The following is an 18,617-nucleotide window of genomic DNA, read 5'->3' on the forward strand; positions in this document are numbered from 1 at the left end:
TTACGCCGAGACTCCAGGGGACGGGGCCGAGCGTGCGACTCAGAAGCTGTTCTTGAGCCGCTCGAAGAAGCCCTGATCGACGTCGACCTCCTCGCCCCCGGCCTCGGCGAACGCTTCGAGGGCTTCGCGCTGCTCGGCGTTGATGCTCTCGGGCGTAACGACGCGGACGCGGACGAACAGGTCGCCGTTCCCGCGCCCGCGGAGTTTGGGCATCCCCTTCCCGTCGAGGCGGAACACCTCGCCGCTCTGGGTGTGCTGGGGAATCTCCAGTTCGACCGACCCGTCGAGCGTCGACACCTCGACCGAGTCGCCGAAGACGGCCTGCGGGAAGGAGACGGCGTACTCGTGGTAGAGGTCTTCGCCCTCGCGGTCGAACTCGGGGTGGTCCTCGATGGTGACCTCGATCAGCAGGTCGCCGCTCGGGCCCGCGCCCTCGCCCGGCGCGCCTTCGCCCTCCATCCGGAGGGTCTGGCCGTCCCGGATCCCCGGCGGCACCTCCACCGACAGGGTCACCTCCTCGCGGACCTGCCCCTTCCCGCGACAGGTATCGCAGGTGTCGCTGTAGAGCGTTCCCTCGCCCTCGCAGCGCCGGCAGGTCGTCGTCTGCTGCACTCGCCCCATCGGCGTCTGCTGGACGCGGGTGACCTGCCCGCGGCCCTCACACTCCGGACAGGTGCGCGAGTCGCTGTCTGGCGGGTGGCCGTCCCCGTGACAGTCCGGACAGTTCTCGGGCCTGGTGATGACGAGCTGTTTCTCGACGCCGCTCGCGGCCTCCTCCAGCGTGATCGACAGTTCGGTCCGGAGGTCGGTCCCCTGCCGGGCGCCGCCCCGTCCGCCACCGCCGCCGAAGAACTGCTCGAAGATGTCGCCCATGTCGCCGAACGGACCGCCCTGCCCGAACGGATCACCGCCCGCGCCGCGCTGGCCGCGTGCGCCGGCCCCGCCGTCGAAGCCGCCCTGTTTCTGGGCCTGCTCGAAGCGGTCGTGGCCGAGCTGGTCGTAGGCGCGTCGCTTCTCGTCGTCGGTCAGCACCTCCTTTGCCGTCTTGACCTTCTTGAACTTCTCTTCGGCGTTGGGATCGTCGCTGACGTCGGGGTGATACTCCCGTGCCTTCTCCCGATAGGCCTGCTTGATCTCGTCTTCGTCGGCGTCCCGGGAGACACCGAGTGCGTCGTAGAAGTCCTCGCTCATTCGTTGTGCCACCCTACTCGGTTGAGCCACTTGAAAAGAACGGGTCCGGGAGCCCGCACGGTCACGACTGCAGATCCGCGTCGGCGACGAGCACGGCCGCCACCCCCAACACCCCGACCGCGGCGAGCGACGGCGAGACCGCCCCCAGCAGCGGCGTCTCCCGGAGCACCCGCGAAACCGGCAGCCCCAGCCACTGGGCAGTCAGGACGAAGACGCTGCCCCCACCGACCAGCGCGATCGTCCCGCAGTACACGAGCCACTTCGCGGTCGCCACTACCCGGACACTCGCCCGTACCATCATCCCCCGTCCGTCCATCGTTTCAGGAGTGGTTCCTGACAACGAAAAATGTTCTCCTGTATATGCGTGTCCAGTTATTACCGGCCCGGTACCGATCGACCGGACTGGGAACCCCGCGTCCGAGTCACAAAGCTCCCGCTGGTCGCCTTCTCAAACACCGGAACTCGTGGATCCTGCGCCCGCGAGAAGTTCGCTCACGCTCGTTTCCTGTCTCACCGCGAGAGCTACGCGCTCCCGATCCGCAGGGACGGCGGCTCTCGTTACGCGTCGTCGTTCAGCACCGAGGACCTCGCGACAGTTTGGGAGATCACCGGGCAGGCTCGGCGAGACGCTCACATCGGCAACTGGAAGTCGGCCTGGGAACGCGAACTCGCCGAGGACGACTACGTCACCGGCGTCATCGTCGACGGAGTCCGCCCAGCCGTCGAGGCCCTCCAGGCCGACACCCCCAGCCGAAGAGATCGCCCGCCCCGTCCTGGGCACCGGTGCCGACTGCGAGCACCTGCTCACCTGAAACCGGCCGTACACCGACCTCGCCCGCACCAGTCCTCCCGCGTCTGCCCCGTCGTCTCCCTCAGCGCGCCAGAGCCACGCAAACCTCTATGATCCACCCCTCTGTATCCCGGGTGAATGGCCTCGTACGAGACCTTACGCGTAGACCGCGACGACGGCATCGCCACCGTCACGCTCGACACCAACGCCGACCGCAACGGCGTCACCATGAAGTTGACCGACGATCTCGTCTCCCTCGCCGCCGCCGTCGGCGAGGACCCCGATGTGCGCTGTCTCGTCCTCACCCACGAGGGCCCGTTCTTCAGCGTCGGCGCGGACCTCTCGGAGTTCGCCGGCGACGCCAGCGACGCCACCTACCTCCGGGAGATCGCCGGCCGCCTCCACGAGGCCATCGTCCAGTTCCACCAGGCGGAGGTGCCTATCCTCGGCGCCATCGACGGCATCGCCGCCGGGTCCGGATTCAGCATGGCCGTCCTCCCCGACATCGTCCTGCTTTCCGAGGACGCCCGTCTCGAGTACGCCTATCCCCGCATCGGCCTAAGCGGTGACGGCGGCGCGACGTACTTCCTGCCCCGACTCCTCGGCCTCCGGAAAGCCCAGGAGATCGTCCTGCTCGACGAACCCATCGACCCCGACGACGCCCTCGAGATGGGGCTGGCCACAGACGTCGTTCCCACCGACGAGTTCGCTGCGCGACGCGACGAACTCGCCCGCAGCCTGGCGGCCGGCCCCACCGAAGCCCTCGGGAAGAACAAACGCCTCATGGCCGAGAGCTTCGACACCAGCCTCGAATCACAGCTCGCCGCAGAGACCGAGGCCCTCGCCGACGTCGCCAAAACCGACGACTTCGCCCGCGGCTACGCCGCGTTCTTCGAGGACGACGACCCCGAATTCACCGGCCAGTAGCCCGCTCGCCCGGGCGGTGGCTGCCCGTAGCGACGTCTGGTCGCCGTTCCGAAACTCGAGACGCTCGCTTTCCGAGACCCCGCGGCGACCGAGTCGCGGCGAGCCCTCGGTCGGTGTCGCCGCCCGAAGACGCCGTCAGCGAACCGCTCTAACGAGCAGACGCGACCGCCTCTTCGCGTTACTCGTCGTCGCCCTCGTCGACGTCCTCGAAGTCGGCGTCGACGTACTCCTCGTCGCCGCCCTCCGCACCCGGACCGGCACCGCCCGGCCCCGGACCGGCTCCCGCACCGGGACCTGCGCCCGCAGCGCCGGCACCGCCGGCACCCGCGCCGCCCGCGGCCTGCTGGGCCTGCTGCTGGTACATCTGCTTGCCGATCTCCTGGAGTTCCTCAGAGAGGCTCTCCGTCGCCGACTGGAGGGCGTCCGACGCCGTCTCCAGTTCCTCGCTGTCGACGTTCTCGTACTCCGCGAGCGCTTCCTGCACGCGGTCGATCTCCGCTTCGATGTCGCTCTTGAGGTCGTCGTCGACCTCCTCCTCGTTCTCCTCGAGGAGCTTCTCCGCGCGCTGGATCGCGGACTCGGCCTCGTTGCGCGCCTCGACGAAGTCCCGGCGCTTCTGGTCTTCCTCGGCGTGTTCCTCGGCCTCCTGCTGCATCTCCTCGATCTGGTCGTCGCTGAGGCCCGCGCCACCCTCGATGGTGATCGACTCGGCGTTGCCCGAGCCCTTGTCTTCTGCCTCGACGTTGACGATCCCGTTCTCGTCGATGTTGAAGCCGACCTCGATCTGGGGCGTCCCGGCCGGCGCCGGCGGGATGCCGGTCAGCTGGAACTCACCGAGGAGTTCGTTCTCCTCGGCCATCTCGCGCTCGCCCTGGAACACCCGGACCTGCACGGAGGTCTGGTTGTCCGCGGCGGTCGTGAAGATCTTCGACTCCTCGGTCGGGATGGTGGTGTTCTTCTCGATCAGGCGCTCGAAGAGGCCGCCCTTGACCTCGATGCCGAGCGAGAGGGGCGTCACGTCCAGCAGGACGATGTCGTCCACGTCGCCCGAGAGGACGCCGCCCTGGATGGCCGCACCGAGCGCGACGGCCTCGTCTGGGTTGACGTTCTTCTTGGGCTCCTGCCCGGTCAGCTCCTCGACCTTCTCCTGAATCTGGGGCATCCGCGTCGAGCCACCGACCAGCAGGACCTCGTCGATGTCCGACTGGCTGTAGCCGGCGTCCTCGAGGGCCTGCTCCGTCGGCCCGACCGTCCGCTCGACCAGGTCCTCGGTCAGGGACTCGAACTTCGCGCGCGTGATCTTCTGTTCGAGGTCCTTCGGACCGTCGTCGTCGGCCGCGATGAAGGGCAGGTTGACGGTCGTCTCCTTCCGACTGGAGAGTTCGATCTTGGCCTCCTCCGCCGCCTCGGTCAGCCGCTGGAGGGCCTGCCGGTCGTCGCGCAGGTCGATGCCGTGTTCGGACTCGAACTCGTCGGCCAGATAGTCGATGATGGCCCCGTCCCAGTCGTCACCCCCGAGGTCGTTATCGCCGTTGGTCGCGACGACCTCGTAGACGCCGCCGCCGAGATCGAGGAGAGAGACGTCGAAGGTGCCGCCGCCCAGGTCGTAGACGAGAACCGTCTGGTCGGACTCGTCGTCGAGCCCGTAGGCCATCGACGCGGCGGTCGGCTCGTTGATGATGCGCTCGACCTCGAAGCCGGCGATCTCGCCGGCGTCCTTGGTCGCCTGGCGCTGGCGGTCGCTGAAGTAGGCCGGGACCGTGATGACGGCCTTCTCGATCTCGTCGCCCAGGTACTCCTCGGCGTCGCGTTTGATCTTCTGGAGGATCATCGCCGAGACCTGCTCGGGCGTGTAGTCCTCGCCGTCCATCTCGACGGTGTAGCCGTCTTCGCCCATGTGGCGCTTGATGGACTGGATCGTGTTCTCGGGGTTCTGGACGGCCTGGTTCTTCGCCGGCTTCCCGACGAGTTGCTCGCCGTCCTCGGTGAACGCCACCATCGACGGCGTCGTCCGCTCGCCCTCGCTGTTGACGATGATTTCCGGGTCGCCCCCCTCCATCACCGCGAAGGCGCTGTTGGTGGTACCGAGGTCGATACCGAGAATCTTGTTGCTCGCCATGTTGTTCCCACCTACCGGTCTGAATCGGTTAAAAGTTGCTAGATCCCAGAGCCCACAGACCGACCGATCCCCGCGCGAGCGGCGTTCTGGCGGGCGACCAGCGACCGCCACCGGGAATCTTTTACCGTCGCGCTATCCGACCGGTCGTCGGCTCCGGCGGGCTACTCCTCGCTGACGGTGACCTGGGCCGTGCGGATGACTTTCTCGCCCATCTCGTAGCCCGGTCGGTGGACCTCCGCGATCGTCCCCGCCGGCTGGTCGGACTCGACCCGTAGCAGGACCTCGTGACGCTGGGGGTCGACCTCCTCGCCCGGCTCGGGATCGATCTCGGCGACGTTCTCGCGTTCGAGTTCCTCGTCGAACTGCCGCAACGTCGCCTCGATCCCGTCGCGGATGTCGGCGCCCTCGTCCTGGTCGAGGGCCCGTGCCAGGTTGTCGCGCACGTCGAGCAGCCGCTCGACCAGGTCCTCGGTGGCCCGCTGTTTCTCCTCCTCGCGCCGTTTCTTCATCCGCTTCTTGTAGTTCTGGAAGTCCGCCTTCGTCCGCGCGAGCTTCGACTCCAGTTCGTCGGTCTCCGCCTCGCGCTCCTCGAGGTCGGTCTCCAACTCGTCGACGCGCATCCGGAGCGAGGCGATCTCGTTCGCCAGTTGCTCCGGGTCCGTGGACTCGACGCGTTCGAGCAGGTCTCCGCCGGCCTCGAAGGCCTCACCGTCGTCGGTGGCCCCCTCGCTCCCGTCATCGCCGTCCTCGGCGTCGCCGTCGCCAGCGTCCTCGGCCGCCTCGTCGAGGGGTTCCCACTCGTCGGCGGCGGTGCCGTCGGCTGACGCCTCGTCTGCGGTCCGTCCGTCGGCCGCGTCGTCGGCGCCCGGCTCGTCGGCGTCGTCCGTTCCAGAGGCGTCCTGCTCGCTCATGGTCGGACAGTGCCGGGCGAGGGGTAAAAGGGTTCAGAAATCGGTCGTCGGCGCGGCGACCGGGGGTTCAGGGACCGACCGCGAACGCATCGGGATTGTACCGCAGCGCGTCCTCGACGTCCCGCCACTCCCCGAGATCCCTGAGCGCGTACCGGGCGAGGCCGGGGTTTCGGATCAATTCGAGTTCCGCCATCCGCAGCCGGGCGGACGCGTACAGGTCCGTCCAGTCGAGCCGGCGCGTCTCCTCCTCGCGGTCGCCCTCGGGTTCGAAGGACAACGTGCCGTCCTCCACGTCGATGGTCCCGAACTGGTAGCGGGTCCACGCGAGGTACTCGTCGAACGGCACGGTGTCGGTCGGTTCGGACTCGCGGCGGTACTGGGCCCGGAATCGCTGGTGGGGTTCGTCCCCGCCCCAGAGGTGCCCCCGGGCGAGCAACTTCACCCGCCCGTCGGCTTCGACGGCGAGATGGTAGTCGACCCGGACGCTCTCGTACCCGCGGGTCCGGAACTCCTCCGTCACCGCCGGCCCGTGCAGGACCAGCTTGTCGGTCCGCTCGAACGGCGGCCGCGTGGACAGCGCCCGCTCGTAGACCGGCGTACACGGCCGGTTCGCCGCCGCGGCGGAACCGCCCCACGTCTCGGGGTCGGTCTCGTGGGGGTCGACCCAGGGCATACGTGTCCCTACGTGTCGGCAACATTTGATGGTTTCGTCGACACGGGTCGGGTGACTCGGGCCCCACGCATCGCCTTCAGGCGGTGGGTTCATTCGGCCGCCGGGCGTAGCCGTCGGCGTGCTGAGGCTGACGTTCGAGGACGGGACGATCCGGCTGGCCGGTGAGATCCCCGCCGACCTGCCGGGCGTCGAACGCGATCCCCGCTCACAGACGGGTCGAGCCCCGGCAGTCCAGTACCACCCGATCCGCCGGGCGCTCGCCGACCGCGGCGTCGCGTTCGAGGACCGCGTGCTGGACCTCGCCCCCCTCGATCTGCGGTCGACCTACGACCTTCGAGCGTACCAGCGCGACGCGCTCGACGCCTGGCTCGACACCGCAGACGAGTCCGGGACCGATAACGGGGCGAGTGGCTCGGACCGGATCGCGGCCCTCGCGCCACGGGGCGTCCTCGAACTCCCGACCGGCAGCGGGAAGACGGTCATCGGCATCGAGGCGATGGAACGGCTGGGGACGCCCACGCTGGTCGTGGTCCCGACTATCGACCTGCTCGAACAGTGGCGCCGAGAACTCGAGCGGGAGTTCGACGTGCCGGTCGGGCAACTGGGCGGGGGCGAACAGGTCCTCGAACCGCTGACGGTCGCGACCTACGACTCGGCGTACCTCCGGGCCGACGACGTGGGCGACCGGTTCGGCCTCCTCGTCTTCGACGAGGTCCACCACCTCGGCGGGGAGGGCTACCGCGACATCGGCCGACTGTTCGCCGCGCCCGCCCGACTGGGCCTCACCGCCACCTTCGAGCGCCCGGACGGCGCCCACGAGGTGATCGCGGAACTCGTCGGCCCGCTGGTCTACCGGCTCGACGTCGACGACCTCGCGGGCGACCACCTCGCACGGTACGACGTCAAGCGGCTCGAAGTGGCGCTGACTCCCGAGGAGCGCGAGGCCTACGAGCGCCACCAGGGGACGTTCACCGACTACCTCGCCCGCTCGGACATCCAGCTACGGAGCGGTAGCGACTACCAGGAACTCGTCAAGCGCTCGGGGAGCGATCCCGAGGCACGAGACGCCCTGCTCGCGAAGCAACGAGCCCGCGAGATCATGATGAACGCCGACCGGAAGGTCGAGGAACTGGCCGCGCTGCTAGACCGCCACCGCGACGACCGAGTGATCGTCTTCACCGCCCACACGGACCTGGTCTACCGGCTCTCGGAGCGCTTTCTCGTGCCCGCGATCACCGGCGAGACGCCGGCCGAGGAGCGACGGGAGATCCTCTCGCGGTTCCGCGCGGGGACGTACTCGACCGTCGCGACGGCGAACGTCCTCAACGAGGGCATCGACGTGCCCGACGCGAACGTGGCCGTCCTGCTCTCGGGCAGCGGGAGCGAGCGAGAGTTCACCCAGCGGCTGGGCCGGATCCTCCGACCGAAGGAGGATGGCGACTCGCCGGAGGGGACGGGTGGAGAGCGGGAGGTCGGACAGGGAACCGGTCGAGCGTTGCTCTACGAGATCGTCAGCGAGGAGACGGCCGAGGAGCGCGTCGCGCGCCGGCGACGCTAGACGCCCGCCGGCCTGGGGTCGAGCACGAAGTCCAGCGCCGATCCCTCCTCGAAGCGCTCGTAAGGCACTTCGAGGTGGACCTGCACTGTCTGCGTCTCGTTTCCGTCGAGGGTCAGTTCGGTCGATCCGCTGACGATCTCGTCCCCGATGGTTCGGGAGACGGTGACATTGACGCCGCGTCGCCAGTCCGCGCCGTTCCGGACCCGCATCTCGACGAGGGTCCGGTTCCCGTCGTCGGCCGGGGCGGTCGTCCACTCCGGGACCGGGAAGCCAGGTTCCGTGGGAGTCGTCGGCTCAGTCGAACCGTCGTCGTCCGGGATCCCCGACTGGGGCTCCGGCACGGGCCGCGGCGCGTTCATACAGCCGGCGGTGAGCGCGGCGAGGACCACCAGCACGCACAGTACCTGTCGGCGCTGCATACAGGTCACTGAACCGGCACGCGGCATCAATCTTCTCTCTCCCGCCGCCGGCGACTGGCCGGCTTTTTGTCCCTCCGCGGTGACCACTCGATCGTGCTGACGAAGGACCTGCTCCGGGTTTCGCGCGCAGGCGGTGGCTACCAGCCACGGTTCGCCGACGGGGAGGACGAGGCCCTGGCCGCCCGCGTGATCGGGACCTTTCAGGGCCACCTGGAGCAGCCCCGGACCGCGCTCCAGGAGGCGCTCGCGGCACTCGAACGCGAGGCCAGCGACTTCAAACTCGTCCGGGGATTCGCCAAGCTCGTCGAGCGAGAGGCGACCTTCGAGACCCGCGCCCCGGTCGACCCACGACGCGCACGCGAGGCCGCGTTCGCCGCCGCGGCAGGGGTCGGAGTCGTCACCCCGGAGGAACGAGGTCACGCTCTGGAGAACGCTGCCGCCCGCCTCGACTGTACCCCCGACGAGATCGAGGAGTCGCTGTACGCCGACCGGGAGCAGAATCAGGTCCTCACCGAACTCGCAGTGCGCTGGGAGCCCGCGGAGCTGGTGGCCCAGTACAACCTCTCGCTGGCGCAGACGGCGCTGTTCGACGCCACCGAGGTCCGGATCCGCGCCTCGGACCCCAGGGCCGTCGTCTCGGCGGTCAAACGGCTGCGGCTCATGTACGAGATCCGCCGGACAGAGGACGGCCGAGAGGTGGTCGTCACCGGACCCGACGCGCTGTTCCGGACCAGCCGGCGGTACGGAACCCGCTTCGCGCGCCTCCTCAGGACCGTCGCCGGTACCGTCGAGTGGGAACTGACCGCGACCATCAACGACCGCGGGACAGAGCGCGAACTGCGCCTCACCGACGCTGACGTGTCGGTGCCAGACGCCGAGCCGGTGACGGAGATGACCTTCGACAGCGGCGTCGAGGCCGACTTCGCGACCCGGTTCCGGTCGCTGGATCTGGACTGGGAACTGGTCAGGGAGCCCGAACCGCTCGCGGCGGGCGCCCACGTCGTCATCCCCGACTTCGCCTTCGACTACGAGTTCGCGGACTTCCGGGTCTTCTTCGAGATCATGGGCTTCTGGACGCCCGAGTACGTGGAGAAGAAACTCGAGAGGCTCGCCGCGGTCGAGGACGTCGAGATGCTCGTCGCGGTCGACGAGAGCCTCGGGGTGGGCGAAGAGATCGATGCCCGCGACCATCGGGCCATCCCGTACTCGAGCACCGTTCGGCTCAAGGACGTCAGACGGGCGCTCCGGCGCTACGAGGACGACCTCACTACCGACGCCGCCGCCTCGCTGCCCGACGATCTCGTCCCCGAGGAAGACGTGATCGACCTCGAAAGCCTGGCCGACCGCCACGGCGTCAGCGTTTCTGCCCTCGAAGGCAAGAAATTTCGGGACCACGCCCGAGTCGGTCGAACGCTGATCCGACCGTCGGTAATTTCTTCTCTCGAAGGCAATATTTCGGAGGGGATGGATCTCGCGGCCGCCGAGGCGGTTCTCGACGAGTACGGTATCGACGACGCCAGCGCGATCCTCTCGCGCCTCGGCTATCGGGTCGCGTGGGAGGGACTCGGTGGCGGGACCGTGCGGGAGAAGTAGCGAAGCGATTTTCGTCGCGGGTCTCGGATCGTCCAGCCATGCAGGATCTCAGTGCTCACCACGTCGGCCTGACCGTCGCCGATCTGGACCGGGCGATCGAGTTCTACCGGGACGTTCTCGGACTGGACGTGCTGTCGCGGTTCTCGGTCGGCGGCGAGGAGTTCGCGACCGGTGTCGGCGTTCCGGGCGCGGCCGCCGACTTCGCACACCTCGACGCCGGCGGCGCTCGCGTCGAACTCGTCGCGTACCAACCCGAAGGGGACGGCCAGCCGAGGGCGGAACTGAACCAGCCCGGCGCTTCACACCTGGGACTCGAAGTCGACGACCTCGACGCGTTCTACGAGGATCTTCCCGAGGATGTACCGACGATCAGCGACCCGCAGACGACCGAGAGCGGAACTCGAATCTGCTTCCTGCAGGATCCAGACGGCCACCTGGTCGAAGTGCTGCAGCTGTAGCGGTCGCTGGGCGGTGGATTGAGCGGCTAGCATCCGGCGGCCGAAGGCCGCCGGTTCACCGGAAGACGGTTCTGCTCGCACCTGCGGTGCTGCGCGGACTGCGGCTTCCGAGCGCCCCCTCGTTCCCTGCGGTCACTCGCGGGCACACTCCGCGCGACCGAAGGGAGCGCGGAGGGCTTTTTCGCCCACGTTTTTCAAGTAGTGAGGGAGCGAAGCTCCCTCATACCATGCGAACGGGCCGCTCCGCGGCCCGTGAGCAGAGAGTGGTTCGCGCCGTCAGGCGCGAACCCGACGACGTAAAAGGTTCACATGTAGCCGAGGTCGCGCAGGCGCTCCATCAGGTCCTCCTTGTCCTGGGCGCGGCCGGCGCGCTCGGTCGTGTTCTCCATGTCCTGCAGCCAGGCGGGCTCCTGGGCGGCTTTGTCGGTCGAGACTTCGCTACCCAGCGAGCGGAAGCCGGCGAAGTACTTCGGGCTCACGGGGATGTCGTCCTGGGTCAGGTCGTTGGGCAGGTCGTCGCCGGATTCGGGGACGTAGCCGTCGTCGGGGTAGCCGGCGACGGTGTCGGGGACGACGAAGCCCCAGAAGGCGTCCCAGACCGCGGGTTCGTCGAACTGCAGGATCGGCTGGATGCGGTCGTGGGGCGGGTAGATGTCCGGGTCGTGACGCGGGGAGAAGAAGGTCTCGTCGGCGCGGGCCTCCTGCTCGTCCCAGCGGACGCCGGAGATGACGCCGTCGATCTCGTACTCCTCGAGGGCGTCGTTGAGCGCGACGGTCTTCAGCAGGTGGTTGCCGACGTAGGTGTCGAGCAGGAAGGGGAAGTCGTCCTCCTCGTACTCGAGGATGTCGCGGACGTGGTGCTGGTTGTGCTCGCTGAGGGCGTCGACCGGGATGTCGTCGCCGGGTTCGAGGTCGTTCGCCTCGACGTAGTCGCCGACGTCCTCGTTACGGGCGTAGATGACTTCGAGGTCCCACTCGTCGGCCCAGTGGTCGACGAAGTCGTGAATCTCGTCGAAGTGCTGGTAGTGGTCGATGAACACCGCCGGGGGGACTTCCAGGTCGAACTTCTCGGCGACCTCCTTGATGAAGTACAGCGTCAGCGTCGAGTCCTTCCCGCCGGTCCACATCACGGCCGGGTTCTCGTACTGCTCGAGGCCCTCGCGGGTGACCTCGATGGCCTTCTCGATCTTGTCCTCGATGGACGCGTAGTCGGCGGGATCCTCGCCGTCGCCGTCCTCGTAGTCGACGTCCAGGTAGTCGGGGAATGCTGCCATGGTGTAATGAGATATAATTATGCCCGGTAAGTGTTTTTCGGGATTTCGGCGGTGTGGAAATCGGTCCCACGGCGGAGCCGGCCGGCGAATCGGCCCCTGTATTATAAGGGTGGCTTCCGTACGGGCGGGTATGAGCGAGTTGCAAGCGGACCTCCGGTCGGCGTTCGAGGATGCGGGGTACGACGTGGACGACGTCTCGGTCAACCGGGATCGGGTCGAAGTCGTGTTACTGACCGAGGGCGAGAGCGCCAGCGACCTCGAGGCGATCGCCTACGACGTCGTCGACGAGGACGACGTGCTGACGATGAACGTGACGACCGAACAGGTGGACGGCCAGGGTCTGAGCACGGTCCTGTCCTTCCGCCAGCGGTCCTGAACGACGGCAGTGGCAGTCGCTGAGACGGCAGGCGGTCGGTAGAAGCGTCCGCGGACGGCGGGTCGGCGGCTCCGGCTTCAGCTGATGAACTTGTTGTCCCGCCAGTTGACGCCGTTTTCCCCTTCGTCCTCTCGGGGTTCCTCGACGACGTTGACGGAGGCGGGTCGGTCTTCGCCGTCGACGATGCGGGTCGCGCGGAGTTCGCCGTCGACGGCGACGACGGCGGTCAGCGTTCCCTTCTCGGCGATCCCGGCGATGCCACAGAGCACCTCGAACATCGGGTACTGGAGCGCGGTGTTCTGCAGAACGGTTTCGCGGTCGCCCTTGAAACAGGCGTATTCGACGAGTTCGGACTCGATCTCTTCTTCTTCGTCTTCGAGGGTGCCCCACTGCGGACCGCCACCGCCGGGGCCCCCGGGTCGGTCCTCGGGTTCTTCCTCGTATACCCTGTTTTCGGTGATGCTGGCCTTGAGCTGCGCCGTCGGCGTGTATTTGCTCATGCTCTCGTCGGCCGCGACAGCGCTGATGATGAGTGTGTTGTTGCGACGAGTGATGTCGATGTCCTCCATCTCCACCGGGAGATCGGGGTCTTCGAAATACTCGTACACGTCTTCGAGCGGCAATTCGAGTGTCGAATGGAGTCTGAATACACGGCTTGTCATGATTTGAATGAGTGGCGGTCGGCTGACACCGGGTCTGTTCGTCGGGATATACGTTCCCCAGTCATATATGGCCTGTCCTTCCTGTGGCCTCGGCTAGCTGTGATGTATGGTAGCTGTCACCACAGCCGCGCAGTCGGTGGGTTCGTCACGTCGGCGGGGCGTGTCCATGGGACGAGAACACGATAACCGGCAGGTAACCAGACAGTTTAGTGTCTCGGACGACTACAGAGCGATACCAATGAGCGAGGAACGCGAGTACGAAGTCGTCGTCGTGGGCGGTGGTCCGGCGGGGTTGACAGCGGCGCTGTACACCACCCGACTCGGCCACGACACCGCAGTCATCAATCGCGGCGGCGGCCGCGCGGCGATGATGCAGGAAACCCACAACGTGATCGGCATCCCGGAAGACGTCTCGGGCAACGAACTCCTGCAGACCGCGATCGAACAGATCCAGGGGTACGGGGCCGACTACCACCGGGACTTCGTGAGCGAGGCCGAGCATACCGAGGACGGACGCATCAGGCTCGAAGCCGGCGACGTCACGGCCGTCGCCGACCGGGTCGTCCTCGCGACCGGATTCTCCGACGGCCGTCCAGACCCGCCGGCACCGCGGACCGGGCGGGGCCTGCACTACTGCCTCCACTGCGACGCGTACATGTTCGTCGACGAACCGGTGTACGTGATGGGCCACGGCGACAGCACCGCCCACGTCGCCATGATCATGCTCAACTTCACCGACGAGGTGGACGTCCTGCTGAACGGCGACGAGCCCACCTGGAGCGAAGAGACGGACGAACTCGTCCGCGCGCACCCGGTCGACATCGTCGAGGAGGAGGTCACCGAGGTCCACAACGGCGAGGACGGCTGGCTCGAAGCCCTGACCTTCGCCGACGGCTCCCGCCGGGAGTACCGCGGCGGCTTCGCCATGTACGGCTCGGAGTACAACACGGACCTCGCCGAGCAACTGGGCGTCGAGCTGAACGACGACGGGACCATCGCGGTCGGCGACCACGGCGCGACCAGCGTCGACGGCGTGTACGCGGTCGGCGACGTGATCCCCGGCCACAACCAGATCCCCGTCGCGATGGGCCAGGGGGCGAAGGCCGGCATCGACATTCACTACGACCTGCGGACCTATCCCATGTCGATCGAGGACATCGAGGCTGCCGGTGGCATCGACGTCGACGACGTGCCCGCGGTGTCCGAGGACATCCGCGCCGCCGCACAGGCCCACCGGAGCGAGGGAGAGGAAGCGAGCGCGGATGATTAAGCGCCTGAGAGCAGCCACTAGGCAAAGGTATTAATCCGGTTCCGCACCCCGCTGGAGTATGTCGATAGCGTTCCGGTCCGCGACTGACCTCGCGGATGCGATTCGGACGGGGGAGGTATCGCCAGTCGAGGTGGTCGAGGCGTTCTTCGAGCGGATCGACGACCGCAACGACGAACTCAACGCCTACGTGAACGTCCTCAAACATCGCGCACGCGAACAGGCCCGAGAAGCCGAGGCGGCGGTCGAAGACGGAGAGGACCTCGGCCCGCTCCACGGCGTCCCCGTCGCGATCAAGGACCTCCACATGGAGATCGATGGCGTTCCCCACACCATGGGACTCGCGCCGCTCGCCGACAACGTGGCCGAGGAGTCCAGCGTGATCGTCGAACGACTGGAAGAAGCCGGGGCGATCCCGCTGGGGACGACCAACACGCCCGAACTGGGGCACACGATGCGGACGTACAACGAGTTGGTCGGGCCGACGCCGACGCCGTTCGACCCCGAGGGCGAGTACAACGCCGGCGGCTCCTCCGGCGGATCGGCGGCGGCCCTCGCCGCGGGGCTCACACCGCTGGCGACCGGCTCGGACGTCGGCGGGTCGCTGCGGAACCCCGCGTCGTGCTGTCACGTCGTCTCGGTCAAGCCGACGTTCGGCCTCGTTCCGATGGACAACCGGCCGGACGCGTTCAGTTCGCACTCGCCGGTCGGGGTCTTCGGGCCGATGGCCCGGACCGTCGACGACCTCGCGCTCATGCTCACTGTCCTGGTCGGCCAGGACGACAGCGATCCCTTCAGCGTCGTCCCGCCCGAGACCGACTACACGGACGCGACCGACCGCGACGCAAGCGAGTTCGACGTCGCGTTCACGCCGGATCTCGACACCTTCCCGGTGGCCTCGTCCGTCACGTCGATCTGTCGGGACGCCCTCGACGCGCTGGCCGAGGCTGGCGCGACGGTCACGGAGGCCGACGTGGACGGGCCGGACAAGGGCACCCTGAACTACGCCTACGGGACGGAGGCGACGCCACTGTTCGCGGTCATGGCCCACCACCTGGAGGAGGAGTTCGGCGTGGACGTGACCGGCGAGGACGCCGCGGACCTCTCCAGCAGTTTCGTCCAGACCGTCCGGATGGGCGACGGGTACGACGCCGTCGACTACCTGAAGACCAACGCGGTGCGGACGGAGCTGTACGACGCGGTCGAGGCCGTGCTGGCCGACCACGACGCACTGGTGATGCCGACGCTCTCGACGCCGCCGCTGACCCACGACGAACCCTATCCCTCGAAGATCGACGGCGAGCGCGCCGGCGGGCTACCGATGGACTGGGGCCTCACCTGGCCGTTCAATCTGACCGGCCACCCGGTCGTGGCCGCACCGGCAGGCCTCACCGACGACGGCCTCCCCGTGGGACTCCAGATCGTCGGATCGCGGTACGACGAGGCCGACCTGCTCGGCATCGCGGCCGCGCTCGAAGACGCGAACCCCTGGGCCGAAGACTATCCTGACGCCTGATCGGAGAGGGAGTTCGAAAGAAGAAGCGACCCGTCTCAGTCCGCGGCGGCTCCCTCGTCGGTGTCGAGTTTGACCAGTTCGTCGACCTCCGGCACTTCGGCGTCGGCGTCGGTGATGATCTCGATCCTGCGGGTGAGTTTGTCCCGGGAGTACGCGACCAGCGGTGCCGGGTTGATGCCGACGGTCAGGTCGCTGAAGGTGCCGGCGACGTGGGGCATGAGGTCCTGCAGCGTCTCCTGGACGACGTCCGCGTCGACCTCGCCAGACTGGACGTAGCCCCGGACCTTGTTCATCCCGAAGCCGACGTGTCGGCCCTCGTCGCTGCGGATCTTCTCGACGCCCGTGACCAGGCCATCGGCGTTGGGCCAGTCCTTGACGGCGACCTCGTCCGACCCCTTGTCGGAAAAGGCCGACTGGAAGCCGTAGTAGCCGGTCTGGGCCAGGACGCTCTCGACCACGAGGTGGTAGTGGCAGTAGGCCTTCACGCGTGCCTCGGGCGAGTCGTCGTCGAGGAGTCGCTCCATGGCGTCCTCGGTCTTGTCGAACAGCGCGACGTAGTGGTCGTTGAAGAACCGCTGGTCGGTCGGCCGCGTCTCCTCGAAGCCCAGCGCCTCCTCGGCCGGGTTGATGACCTCGCGCCAGTAGCGGTCGAAGAACTGCGTGTGTTTGGCCTCCTCGTAGATCTGACTGGAGAGGAACATCTGGTCGTTGATATCGTCGAGCACCAGCCCCAGCGGCATCAGGTCCTCCGTCACCGCCTCCTCGCCGGCACCGAAGCGCGCGATCGACTTCCGGAGCGTGTCGAACTCGTCCTCCTCGGGCGCGGTCTCGATCATCTGTTCCTTGTCCGCCTTTAGCCCCTCGATCGCGTACGGATCCCAGTGGCGATAGACGGCGTTTTTGAAATACCCCTGCGCGAACGAATCCGGGTCCAGACGCATGTCCCGGCTCGAGTCCTCCACCTGTGTCATAGTACACCACGTCAAATGCCAGTCCCACACAAATCCCCGTTGCGGCAGATCTCAGGCTATTTAAATTGGGTCAGTATTATGGGTGCTTAAATGAGGTCCGCCGACTCGCCGTCGGCCGCGAGCGTGCGTGCGACGTACAGCGCCTGCAGGGAGTCGTGCTCGCCGAGGTCGACGTCGGTCCGGTCCTCGTCGAGGAGAACGGTGCCGTCCCGGAGGACGGTCAGCCGGTCGAGGACGTCCGCGAAGGCGTCGACGTGATGCGTCGAGACGACCACCGCGTTGCCGTCGTCGCGATACGCCGCGAGCAGGTCGAGCAGGTTCGCCCGCGAGACGTCGTCGAGGTCGCCGAGCGGTTCGTCGAGAAAGACCACGGGCGGCCGGGCGAGCATGGCCAGCGCCAGGTCGAGTTTCTGCCGGAACCCGCCCGAGAGATCGCCGACCCGCCTGTTCAGTACCCGCGACAGCCGGAGCGTCTCGACGAGTCGCTCGCGCCAGTCCTCGTCGACCCCGCCGGTCATCGCGCCGAAGACGTCGAGGTTCTCCGCGACGCTGAGGTCGCGGTAGACGTTCGCTCGCTGGAACCCCGGCCCGATCCCGCCCGCGGGGCCGTCGACCGTCCCGCTGGAGGGCCGGGTGAGCCCGAGCGCGATCCGGAACAGCGTCGTCTTGCCCGAGCCGTTGGGACCGACCAGCGCGTGAATCGTCCCGGGCGCGACCGTGAGATCGACCCCCGAGAGCGCCGTCACGTCGCCGTAGGTCTTCGTGACGTTTCGCATCGCGAGCGCCGGTGCCGCCACCTCCTCGTCTGGCGTCGCGTTCGCGTCGGCGTCGGTTCGTCCCGTCATAGCGTTCGCTCGTACCGCTCGATCGAGAGTTTCAGCGCGAGCACGGTCAGGAGGGCAAAGCCGACGAGCCCGAGGACGTAGTCGCCGTACAGCGCCAGGGACGTCTCCTTCAGCGTCAGGCTCCGGGTGACGATCATCGAGTAGTGCAGCGGGATGGCGCGGGCGATCTCCCGGCGGATCGGCGAGAAGAAACCGACGGGGTAGACCAGACTGGAGAAGGAGAAGGCGCCCAGCATCACGGCCACGTTGCTGAAGCGCCCGAGCGTCCCGAAGTCGGTCAGGAGCATGATGGAGGTGCTGATCGCGGCCAGGGAGACGAACGTCAGGAGGAGGACGGCGACGGCCCCGGACGAGAGAAGCGTCACCGAGTAGCCAAGCGCCACGGCCACCGCCGCGAACGCGGCCGTCGGGACGAGCATGAGCGCGGCGAAGTAGCCGATCTTCGCGGCGACGAGCGCGTCGAGCGAGGACTCGACCAGGAGCCTGTCGAGCACCGCGCGTTCGCGCGCCAGGTTGTACGGCAGGTAGGCGAACGCGAACAGGACGACGACCCCGAGCAGGAAGGTCGGCATGAGGTACTCGGAGAGCGTGTGGGGTTCGCCGACCACCTCGCGCTCGACGGTCACGTCACCGTCGAGGTTTGCGTTCAGATACGCGCTCGCCACACTCTGAATCACCTTCGATGGCTCCTCGAACGGCACGACGCTCCCGTCGACCACGAGCGTCAGCGTCGCGTTCGTCGTCGACTCGTCGAGCAACCCGGGCGGCACTTCGAGGACCGCGTACACCGTCTCTCGTTCCAGCGCGCGCCTGGCCCCGGCCCGGTCCTCGTACAGCCGCGGCTCCGAATACAGCGCCAGTCCACCCTGGACGGCCCGGAGTTCCTCGTCGGTGACGGTGTCGTCCTCCGCGACGATGCCGATCGGGGTGTCCTCGGGGACGACGGTCCCGAACGCGAGCGTCGTGATGGCGAAGAAGGCCGGCAGCAACAGCAGCAAGAAACAGAGGGTCGCGAGCCGGTGCCGCGACCAGAGCACCTCCTTTCGCAGCAGCGACGGAATCGTCAT

General features: G+C 67.7%; 18 protein-coding genes. 7 read left to right on the top strand and 11 right to left on the bottom strand.

Going from position 1 to position 18,617, the window contains the following annotated elements:
* Positions 1 to 39: 39 nt before the first annotated feature.
* Both dnaJ and U5918_RS04055 read right to left on the bottom strand, forming a co-directional pair.
* A complete protein-coding gene (dnaJ, locus tag U5918_RS04050; RefSeq protein WP_335999650.1) occupies positions 40 to 1,191 on the bottom strand; it encodes a molecular chaperone DnaJ in 1,152 nt (383 codons plus the stop codon).
* Positions 1,192 to 1,252: 61 nt separating this feature from the next.
* A complete protein-coding gene (locus U5918_RS04055; protein WP_335999652.1) occupies positions 1,253 to 1,507 on the bottom strand; it encodes a hypothetical protein in 255 nt (84 codons plus the stop codon).
* 612 nt (positions 1,508 to 2,119) lie between these two features.
* On the opposite strand from U5918_RS04055, the gene U5918_RS04060 reads away from it, so the two are divergent.
* Positions 2,120 to 2,908 carry an enoyl-CoA hydratase/isomerase family protein gene (locus U5918_RS04060; protein WP_335999654.1) on the top strand — a complete coding sequence of 263 codons (789 nt, stop codon included), beginning with the start codon at positions 2,120 to 2,122 and terminating at the stop codon, positions 2,906 to 2,908.
* A 178-nt stretch (positions 2,909 to 3,086) separates the two neighbouring features.
* Here the strand turns inward: U5918_RS04060 and dnaK are convergent, their stop codons facing one another.
* The 3 genes from dnaK to U5918_RS04075 all read right to left on the bottom strand — a co-directional run bounded on the left by dnaK (position 3,087) and on the right by U5918_RS04075 (position 6,611).
* Positions 3,087 to 5,027 carry a molecular chaperone DnaK gene (gene dnaK / locus U5918_RS04065; protein WP_335999656.1) on the bottom strand — a complete coding sequence of 647 codons (1,941 nt, stop codon included), beginning with the start codon at positions 5,025 to 5,027 and terminating at the stop codon, positions 3,087 to 3,089.
* 161 nt (positions 5,028 to 5,188) lie between these two features.
* Positions 5,189 to 5,938 carry a nucleotide exchange factor GrpE gene (locus U5918_RS04070; protein ID WP_335999658.1) on the bottom strand — a complete coding sequence of 250 codons (750 nt, stop codon included), beginning with the start codon at positions 5,936 to 5,938 and terminating at the stop codon, positions 5,189 to 5,191.
* A gap of 67 nt (positions 5,939 to 6,005) precedes the next feature.
* Entirely contained in the window at positions 6,006 to 6,611 is a 606-nt protein-coding gene (locus U5918_RS04075; protein ID WP_335999660.1) for a hypothetical protein, read from the bottom strand.
* Positions 6,612 to 6,729: 118 nt separating this feature from the next.
* On the opposite strand from U5918_RS04075, the gene U5918_RS04080 reads away from it, so the two are divergent.
* Entirely contained in the window at positions 6,730 to 8,169 is a 1,440-nt protein-coding gene (locus U5918_RS04080; RefSeq protein ID WP_335999662.1) for a DEAD/DEAH box helicase family protein, read from the top strand.
* Here U5918_RS04080 and U5918_RS04085 read toward each other — a convergent pair.
* Positions 8,166 to 8,588 (bottom strand): hypothetical protein, encoded by a 423-nt coding sequence (locus tag U5918_RS04085; RefSeq protein WP_335999664.1) that lies wholly within the window; start codon positions 8,586 to 8,588, stop codon positions 8,166 to 8,168. The genes U5918_RS04080 and U5918_RS04085 overlap by 4 nt on opposite strands.
* Before the next feature lie 93 nt (positions 8,589 to 8,681).
* On the opposite strand from U5918_RS04085, the gene U5918_RS04090 reads away from it, so the two are divergent.
* Together U5918_RS04090 and U5918_RS04095 are read left to right on the top strand one after the other, a co-directional pair.
* Positions 8,682 to 10,181: a DUF790 family protein gene (locus tag U5918_RS04090; RefSeq protein WP_335999666.1), complete on the top strand. Its 1,500-nt coding sequence runs from the start codon at positions 8,682 to 8,684 to the stop codon at positions 10,179 to 10,181.
* A gap of 38 nt (positions 10,182 to 10,219) precedes the next feature.
* Entirely contained in the window at positions 10,220 to 10,639 is a 420-nt protein-coding gene (locus U5918_RS04095; protein ID WP_335999668.1) for a VOC family protein, read from the top strand.
* Positions 10,640 to 10,944: 305 nt separating this feature from the next.
* Here U5918_RS04095 and U5918_RS04100 read toward each other — a convergent pair whose 3' ends face one another.
* On the bottom strand, positions 10,945 to 11,913 hold the full coding sequence (locus tag U5918_RS04100) for a phosphoadenosine phosphosulfate reductase family protein (protein ID WP_335999669.1): 969 nt from the start codon (positions 11,911 to 11,913) through the stop codon (positions 10,945 to 10,947).
* A gap of 130 nt (positions 11,914 to 12,043) precedes the next feature.
* On the opposite strand from U5918_RS04100, the gene U5918_RS04105 reads away from it, so the two are divergent.
* On the top strand, positions 12,044 to 12,289 hold the full coding sequence (locus tag U5918_RS04105; protein ID WP_335999670.1) for a hypothetical protein: 246 nt from the start codon (positions 12,044 to 12,046) through the stop codon (positions 12,287 to 12,289).
* Between the two features lie 77 nt (positions 12,290 to 12,366).
* On the opposite strand, the gene U5918_RS04110 is transcribed toward U5918_RS04105, so the two are convergent.
* Positions 12,367 to 12,951 carry a DUF7110 family protein gene (locus U5918_RS04110; protein WP_335999671.1) on the bottom strand — a complete coding sequence of 195 codons (585 nt, stop codon included), beginning with the start codon at positions 12,949 to 12,951 and terminating at the stop codon, positions 12,367 to 12,369.
* 238 nt (positions 12,952 to 13,189) lie between these two features.
* Between U5918_RS04110 and U5918_RS04115 the strand changes: the two genes are divergently transcribed.
* The gene (locus U5918_RS04115; RefSeq protein WP_335999672.1) at positions 13,190 to 14,221 is read left to right on the top strand and encodes an NAD(P)/FAD-dependent oxidoreductase; all 1,032 of its coding nucleotides are present in this window, start codon (positions 13,190 to 13,192) and stop codon (positions 14,219 to 14,221) included.
* A gap of 58 nt (positions 14,222 to 14,279) precedes the next feature.
* The gene (locus U5918_RS04120; protein ID WP_335999673.1) at positions 14,280 to 15,734 is read left to right on the top strand and encodes an amidase; all 1,455 of its coding nucleotides are present in this window, start codon (positions 14,280 to 14,282) and stop codon (positions 15,732 to 15,734) included.
* A gap of 35 nt (positions 15,735 to 15,769) precedes the next feature.
* Here the strand turns inward: U5918_RS04120 and U5918_RS04125 are convergent, their stop codons facing one another.
* The 3 genes from U5918_RS04125 to U5918_RS04135 all read right to left on the bottom strand — a co-directional run bounded on the left by U5918_RS04125 (position 15,770) and on the right by U5918_RS04135 (position 18,617).
* Positions 15,770 to 16,705 (bottom strand): ferritin family protein, encoded by a 936-nt coding sequence (locus U5918_RS04125; protein ID WP_335999674.1) that lies wholly within the window; start codon positions 16,703 to 16,705, stop codon positions 15,770 to 15,772.
* An 86-nt stretch (positions 16,706 to 16,791) separates the two neighbouring features.
* A complete protein-coding gene (locus U5918_RS04130) occupies positions 16,792 to 17,550 on the bottom strand; it encodes an ABC transporter ATP-binding protein (protein ID WP_335999676.1) in 759 nt (252 codons plus the stop codon).
* A complete protein-coding gene (locus tag U5918_RS04135) occupies positions 17,547 to 18,617 on the bottom strand; it encodes an ABC transporter permease (protein WP_335999677.1) in 1,071 nt (356 codons plus the stop codon). Before U5918_RS04135 ends, U5918_RS04130 begins: the two co-directional genes overlap by 4 nt.

The sequence above is a fragment of the Halorientalis sp. LT38 genome (assembly GCF_037031225.1).
Taxonomy (GTDB): domain Archaea; phylum Halobacteriota; class Halobacteria; order Halobacteriales; family Haloarculaceae; genus Halorientalis; species Halorientalis halophila.